Annotated in this window: 1 pseudogene; it reads left to right on the top strand. The window is 72.0% G+C overall.

Annotation, left to right across the window (positions count from 1 at the left end):
• A pseudogene (locus G6020_RS17180) lies at positions 1–699 on the top strand (nucleoside-diphosphate sugar epimerase); the annotation flags it as partial.

Below are 699 nucleotides of genomic sequence, written 5' to 3'. Positions count from 1 at the left end.
TCCGCCGCCAACCGAGCGGCGGCATCCCCCTGGACCACCTGTCTGTCGAGGGTTACGTGCGCGGGATGTCCCGCAAACGGCCGGACATCGAGGTGACGATCCTGCGGATCCCCGCGATCCTCGGACTGCCCGAACCCACGGTGTTCGGGGAGCTGCTGGCGCCGTCGATCTCCCCGGTGCTGGCGGGCTACGACCCCCGCATCCAGTTGCTGCACCCCCAGGACGCGCTCGACGCCCTCCTGCACGCCACGATGGGCGCCGCGCCGGGGACGTTCAACATCGCCGGCGAGGGGATCCTCACGCTCACCCAGGCCATCCGGCGGGCCGGGCACGTCCCGCTGCCGGTTCCGCCGCAGACGTTCAAGCTGGCCGTGCGGCTGCTGTCCAGTCAGGGCCTGCGCGACGTCGGGGCCTCGCAGCTTCGGTACCTGCGCTTCGGGCGCGCTGTGGACACCACGCGCATGCGCGAGGAGTTCGGCTTCACGCCCCGGTACTCCACCGAGGAGGCACTGCACGCCTACCTGGTCGACGCCGGCACCGAACCGCTCATCACCCGCGCCACGCTCGAGCGCAAGACCGCCAAGATCGCCGCCATGCTCCCCGCGCCGGTGGCCGACCGGCTGCGCGCGGGAGTGGACACCACGCTGTGCGAGCTCGAGGCGATCGGCGCGTTGCCCGATCCGAACGAGCCCGATCCGA

It is taken from the genome of Dietzia sp. B19, from assembly GCF_014145155.1.
In the GTDB taxonomy this organism is placed as follows: domain Bacteria; phylum Actinomycetota; class Actinomycetes; order Mycobacteriales; family Mycobacteriaceae; genus Dietzia; species Dietzia natronolimnaea.
The sequence above is the reverse complement of the archived record's forward strand: the minus strand, read 5'-3'. Positions and strand labels throughout refer to the sequence as shown.